Below are 6,542 nucleotides of genomic sequence, written 5' to 3'. Positions count from 1 at the left end.
CGTCATCCGGCACGACAGCCGATGCGCACCCCTGACCGGAACCGTCCCCGGCCAGGGATCAACGCGACATCACGGACGCGAGATCAACCGGCCAACGCCGTGAAACAACGAGGCTGGTCGGCCGGGACGCATCGGGCACCCTCTCTCTGTACGCGGACACCGGCAGCGCCGCCGCACCGTACAACACATTTGGAACACATATAGCCTGCTCTTTTTATCAAATGGCAGTTCTCCCACCTGAGGCCATGACACCATTCGGGTGAAAAAATGTGGCCCGCCTGCGCTCGCGGGCGGGCCACAACTCATCCCGATCCATGGAGTACTTCGTGGCCAAAACCTCTGGCCGTAAGCACAGACGCATAGCCGCCCGCGCAGCGGCCGCGGCACTCACCGCCGCCCTCGTCGGAACCGGCACCTCCGCGGTCGCCGCCGACGCCCCGAGCGCCCAGCCCTCCCTGGGTGCCGACACCGCGCAGCCCAGTGCGGCAGCGGCCGACGCCGCTGCGACCACCCCGGTCTTCGCCCTCTACGGCATCGACTCGACCGGCACCGCGTACTCGTACACGCCCACCGGCACGGGTGGCCTCACCGCCCGCGTCAAGGCCGGTGACGGCTGGAAGCCCGTCAACTCCGTTCTGCAGGTGGACAACGGGTCCGACGGGGACGCGGACGGCATCTGGTCCCGCGAGGGCTCGACCCTCTACTACCAGAACTTCGACGTCACGACCCAGACCAAGGTCGGCAGCGGCTGGAACATCTACAACAAGCTGGTCTCCCCGGGCAACCTGGGCGGCGCCGGCGCGGGCGATCTGCTCGGCCGCGACAGCAGCGGCAATCTGTACCTCTACCTGAACTACGGCAACGGCAAGCTGACGAGCCGTTACAAGGTCGGCAGCGGCTGGGACATCTACACCCAGCTCGCCGGCAACGGCGACCTGACGGGTGACGGCAAGAACGACATCGTCGCCCGCGACAAGGCCGGAGTCCTCTGGCTGTACAAGGGCACGGGCAACTACAAGGCCCCGTTCGCCACCCGTACCAAGATCGGCGCCGGCTGGAACACGTACAACTACCTCATCTCCAGCGGTGACCTGAACCTCGACGGCAAGACCGACCTCATCGCGCGCGACACGACCGGGGCTCTGTGGAGCTACCAGGGCACCGGCAACGCGGCAGCCCCGTTCAAGGCAAAGGTGAGGATCGGTACCTCCGGCTGGAACACGTACCGCCTGCTCTTCTGAGCCGTCCGGTAGCCGGGAACACCCCGAGCACAACGAAGGGCCGCATCCCCGTCACCGGGGATGCGGCCCTTCCGCCGTGGTGCGCCGATCCCTACTTGCGGATCAGGCTGCGGAGCACGTACTGCATGATGCCGCCGTTGCGGTAGTAGTCCGCCTCACCGGGGGTGTCGATGCGGACGACCGCGTCGAACTCCACACCGGTGTCGGTGGAGACCTTCACCGTGCGCGGCGTGGTGCCGTTGTTCAGCTCGGTCACGCCGGTGAAGGAGAAGGTCTCCTCGCCGGTGAGGCCGAGGGCCTCGGCGGTCGCGCCCTCCGGGAACTGGAGCGGGAGGACGCCCATGCCGATGAGGTTCGAGCGGTGGATGCGCTCGTACGACTCGGCGATGACGGCCTTGACGCCGAGGAGCGCGGTGCCCTTGGCGGCCCAGTCGCGGGACGAGCCGGAGCCGTACTCCTTGCCCGCCAGGATGACCAGCGGGGTGCCGGCGGCCTGGTAGTTCTGCGAGGCGTCGTAGATGAACGACACCGGCGCATCGGCCTGGGTGAAGTCGCGGGTGTAGCCACCCTCGGTGCCCGGGGCGATCTGGTTGCGCAGGCGGATGTTCGCGAACGTGCCGCGAATCATGACCTCGTGGTTACCGCGGCGCGAGCCGTACGAGTTGAAGTCGCGGCGCTCGACGCCGTGCTCCGTCAGGTACGTGCCGGCCGGGGTGTCGGCCTTGATCGCACCGGCCGGGGAGATGTGGTCGGTGGTGACCGAGTCGCCCAGCTTCGCCAGGACGCGGGCGCCGGTGATGTCGGAGACCGGGGTGGTCTCCATCGTCATGCCCTCGAAGTAAGGGGGCTTGCGCACGTAGGTGGACTGCGGGTCCCATTCGAAGGTGTTGCCGGTCGGGATCGGCAGCGCCTGCCACTGGGCGTCGCCCGCGAAGACGTCCTGGTAGGACTTGTTGAACATGTCCTCGCCGATGGAGTTGGCGACGACGTCGTTGACCTCGGCCTCGGTGGGCCAGATGTCCGCGAGGTAGACCGGCTTGCCGTCCTGGTCGATGCCCAGGGCGTCCTTGGTGATGTCGACCTTCATCGAGCCGGCGATGGCGTACGCGACGACCAGCGGCGGGGACGCCAGGTAGTTCATCTTGACGTCGGGGTTGATCCGGCCTTCGAAGTTACGGTTGCCGGAGAGCACCGAGGTCACGGCCAGGTCGTGCTCGTTGACCGCCTTGGAGACCTCCTCCGGCAGCGGGCCGGAGTTGCCGATGCAGGTGGTGCAGCCGTAGCCGACGAGGTTGAAGCCGACCTTGTCGAGGTACGGGGTCAGGCCCGCCTTGTCGAAGTAGTCGGTGACGACCTTGGAACCCGGGGCGAGCGTGGTCTTGACCCACGGCTTGCGGGTCAGGCCCTTCTCGACCGCCTTCTTGGCCACGAGCGCCGCGGCGACCATGACGTACGGGTTCGAGGTGTTGGTGCAGGACGTGATCGCGGCGACGGTGACGGCGCCGTGGTCGATCTCGTACGTCGTCCCGTCGGGGGCCGTGACCGTGGTCGGACGCGACGGCACACCGTTGCTGGAGGCCGGGGCGTCGGACGCCGGGAAGGACTCCTTGCCGGCCTCCTCGTCCTCGGAGACGTAGTTGCGGACGTCCTGCGCGAACTGCTGCGAGGCGTTGGCGAGGACGATGCGGTCCTGCGGGCGCTTCGGGCCGGCGATGGAGGGGACGACCGTGGCGAGGTCGAGCTCCAGCTTCTCGGAGAAGTCCGGCTCGGCGGCCGGGTCGAGCCAGAGGCCCTGCTCCTTGGCGTACGCCTCGACGAGCGCGACCTGCTGCTCGTCACGGCCGGTCAGGCGCAGGTACTTCAGCGTCTCGTCGTCGATCGGGAAGATCGCGGCGGTGGAGCCGAACTCCGGCGACATGTTGCCGATGGTGGCGCGGTTCGCGAGGGAGGTGGCGGCGACGCCCTCACCGTAGAACTCGACGAACTTGCCGACGACGCCGTGCTTGCGGAGCATCTCGGTGATGGTCAGCACGAGGTCGGTGGCGGTGGTGCCGGGCTTCAGCTCGCCGGTCAGCTTGAAGCCGACGACGCGCGGGATGAGCATGGAGACCGGCTGGCCGAGCATCGCGGCCTCGGCCTCGATGCCGCCGACGCCCCAGCCGAGCACGCCGAGGCCGTTGACCATGGTGGTGTGCGAGTCGGTGCCGACGAGGGTGTCGGGGTACGCCTGGCCGTTACGGACCATGACCGTACGGGCCAGGTGCTCGATGTTGACCTGGTGGACGATGCCGGTGCCCGGGGGGACGACCTTGAACTCGTCGAAGGCCGTCTGGCCCCAGCGCAGGAACTGGTAGCGCTCCTTGTTGCGGCCGTACTCCAGCTCGACGTTCTGGGCGAACGCGTCGTTGGTGCCGAACTTGTCCGCGATGACGGAGTGGTCGATGACCAGCTCGGCCGGCGCGAGGGGGTTGATCTTCGCCGGGTCGCCGCCGAGCTCCTTCACGGCCTCACGCATGGTGGCGAGGTCCACGACACACGGAACACCGGTGAAGTCCTGCATGATCACGCGGGCCGGCGTGAACTGGATCTCCTGGCTGGGCTGGGCCTGGGAGTCCCAGCCACCCAGCGCCCGGATGTGGTCGGCGGTGATGTTCGCGCCGTCCTCGGTGCGGAGCAGGTTCTCCAGCAGCACCTTCAGGCTGTAAGGGAGGCGCGCGGAGCCCTCGACCTTGTCCAGCTTGAAGATCTCGTACGACTCGTCGCCCACGCGCAGCGTGCTGCGGGCGTCGAAGCTGTTCGCCGACACGACAGTCTCCTTCATCAATGTGCGCGTACCACCGCGCCGCGCCTCATTACGGCGGGCGCCGCGTGGTGCCGCCTACGGCTCCTCGACCATCCGCTAAAGTAAGGCTTAGTTAGGTAACCCTTACCGTTCGGCGGCGCGGTGCACCTTCGGCAGATATCTCGATGTCGAGATAACTCTAGTACATCACCGCGGAACGGTCATGCCCGGCTGTCCGCTCTCATCCAACCGAGTCGCTTACTCAGCGAACCCAGTCGTTCCGCCTCCTGTCTCAGTGAACCCAGTCGTGCGGGTGATCGCACTGGGGGTGCCGGATATCACCGGCGCCACGTCCTCGAACCGGGCCGTCACACAGTCCAGCAGCGGCAGACCCTGCACAGGGCGGCCGGTCATGTCACTCGGCAGCCGCGCGCAGGGCCCTGTCGATCTCGCCGAGCGCCCGCGTCATCCGTACGTAGTCCTCGGAGTCCACTGGCTTGACGAAGTAGTCCTCCACCGTGCGGGCATGGACGGCCACGGCCTGGAGGAACACGGTTCGGCCCTCATCGGTCGGTTCCACCAGGGCTACCCTGCGGTCCCCGGGTGACGGCACGCGGCGGACCAGCCCCGCTTCCTCCATGCGGTCGATCAGCCGGGTGGTGCCGCTGCTGGTGAGCGTGAGGTCGTCGGCGAGGTGGCGCTGGGAAACCTCCTCGCCGGGCTGCCGGCAGAGCCGTAGCAGCACTTCCAGCATCGTGTGGCTGATCCCGCACTCCCGCCGCACCTCGGCGTCGATCCGCCGTTCCAGGCGGGTGGCGGACTTGATCAGCAGCCCGAAGTCGCGTACGAGCGGGCTGCTGGCGGCACGGGAGGCGGCTTCCTGGTCCCGCTGGTTCACGGCGTCCATCTGCCGAAGTTTACTGCCAGGTCACCTACTCACACATCGAATACTGAGCAATCAATTGCTGACTACTCAACTAAATCGTATGGTGGGCGCGCCCCACCAGAGAGAGGGAGATCAGTGGACCTGAAGCACTGGCTCGGCCGAGCCACTGACGCGATACAGGACTGGGCCGACACCTTCGGCCCTTACCAGCCCCACCCGTCCATCGAGGTCGACAACGACCGCTTCGCCGCCGCCTTCGAGGAGCTCACCGGACGGCTCAAGGACAACTACCCCTTCTTCCATCCGCGTTACGCGGGCCAGATGCTCAAGCCCCCACACCCCGCCGCGGTGGTCGGCCACCTCGCCGCGATGCTGATCAACCCCAACAACCACGCCCTGGACGGCGGCCCCGCCACGGCGGCGATGGAACGCGAGGCCGTCGCACGGCTCGCCGAGATGTTCGGCTACGACACCCACCTCGGGCACCTCACCACCAGCGGCACCATCGCCAACCTCGAAGCCCTCTTCGTCGCCCGGGAACTCCACCCCGACCGGGGCATCGCCTACAGCGCCGACGCCCACTACACCCACGGCCGCATGTGCCACGTCCTCGGTATGAAGGGCCACCCCGTACTCACCGACGACCGGGGCCGCATGGACCTCGGCGCACTCGAAGACCTGCTGCGGGCGGGAGAGGTGGGCACCGTCGTGCTCACCACAGGCACCACCGGACTGGGCGCCGTGGATCCCCTCCACGAGGCCTTGCCCCTCGCCGAGCGCCACGGCGTCCGCGTCCACGTCGACGCCGCCTACGGCGGCTTCTTCACCCTGCTGGCCGGCCTCGAAGGAGCCGAAGGGCTTCCGCCCGAGCCGTGGCGGGCGATCGCGCGGTGCGACTCGGTCGTGGTCGACCCGCACAAGCACGGCCTCCAGCCCTACGGCTGCGGAGCCGTCCTGTTCCGCGACCCCGAGGTGGGCCGCTTCTACCTCCACGACTCGCCCTACACCTACTTCACCTCCACCGAACTCCACCTCGGCGAGATCAGCCTCGAATGCTCTCGCGCTGGCGCCTCCGCCGCCGCTCTGTGGCTCACGTTCCAGCTCCTGCCGCCCACCCCCGACGGACTCGGCCGAGTACTGGCCGCCGGCCGGCGAGCGGCCCTGAGTTGGGCGGAGCTGATCGACACGTCCGACGTCCTGGAGCTCTACCAGCAGCCTGAGCTCGACATCGTCAGCTACTTCCCCGTCGTCGCCCCCGCCACCCTGACCGGCATCGACACCGCGTCCGCGCGCATCCTCGCCGACGGGATGACCAGTCCCGACCCGGTCTTCCTGAGCACCCTCAAAGCCGGCAGCGAGGCGTTCACCGCACGCCATCCCAAGATCACCGCAGACGCCGACGGCGCGCGTATCCTCCGCAGCGTCCTGATGAAGCCGGAGTCCGAGCACCACGTCGAACGCCTCCACGCCCGGGTGGAGGAGATCGCCCGGCGTTGATGACCTCCGCGGAGGCCAAGTGCATCTCGCCTGCTCAAGGCCGATCGGATACCGGGAGGTGTCACCCGGGCCGCGCGGTGGAAGTGCTGTCGCGGCCCGCGATGTCGCGGACGTGGGGATTCCGAGGTCCACGACA

Annotated in this window: 4 protein-coding genes; 2 read left to right on the top strand and 2 right to left on the bottom strand. The window is 68.0% G+C overall.

What is annotated here, in order from left to right:
• The first annotated feature begins 326 nt into the window (after positions 1–326).
• Positions 327–1,241: an FG-GAP repeat domain-containing protein gene (locus ACIBB8_RS26140; protein ID WP_398956043.1), complete on the top strand. Its 915-nt coding sequence runs from the start codon at positions 327–329 to the stop codon at positions 1,239–1,241.
• 91 nt (positions 1,242–1,332) lie between these two features.
• Here the strand turns inward: ACIBB8_RS26140 and acnA are convergent, their stop codons facing one another.
• Together acnA and ACIBB8_RS26130 are read right to left on the bottom strand one after the other, a co-directional pair.
• Positions 1,333–4,047, bottom strand: a complete 2,715-nt coding sequence (acnA, locus tag ACIBB8_RS26135; protein WP_398956041.1) for an aconitate hydratase AcnA — start codon at positions 4,045–4,047, stop codon at positions 1,333–1,335.
• Positions 4,048–4,438: 391 nt separating this feature from the next.
• On the bottom strand, positions 4,439–4,930 hold the full coding sequence (locus ACIBB8_RS26130; RefSeq protein WP_398956039.1) for a MarR family winged helix-turn-helix transcriptional regulator: 492 nt from the start codon (positions 4,928–4,930) through the stop codon (positions 4,439–4,441).
• A 114-nt stretch (positions 4,931–5,044) separates the two neighbouring features.
• Here ACIBB8_RS26130 and ACIBB8_RS26125 point away from each other — a divergent pair, with 114 nt between their 5' ends.
• Positions 5,045–6,406 carry a pyridoxal phosphate-dependent decarboxylase family protein gene (locus ACIBB8_RS26125; RefSeq protein ID WP_398956037.1) on the top strand — a complete coding sequence of 454 codons (1,362 nt, stop codon included), beginning with the start codon at positions 5,045–5,047 and terminating at the stop codon, positions 6,404–6,406.
• Positions 6,407–6,542: the final 136 nt, after the last annotated feature.

This window comes from Streptomyces sp. NPDC051286 (genome assembly GCF_044455345.1).
Taxonomy (GTDB): Bacteria; Actinomycetota; Actinomycetes; order Streptomycetales; family Streptomycetaceae; genus Streptomyces.
Note: the sequence above shows the minus strand (reverse complement) of the source record. Positions and strands in the feature narration are given on the sequence as shown.

Excerpts from the sequence above, each read along its gene's own strand:
- ACIBB8_RS26130 (WP_398956039.1), bottom strand. The coding sequence starts at position 4,930 with ATGGACGCCGTGAACCAGCGGGACCAGGAAGCCGCCTCCCGTGCCGCC.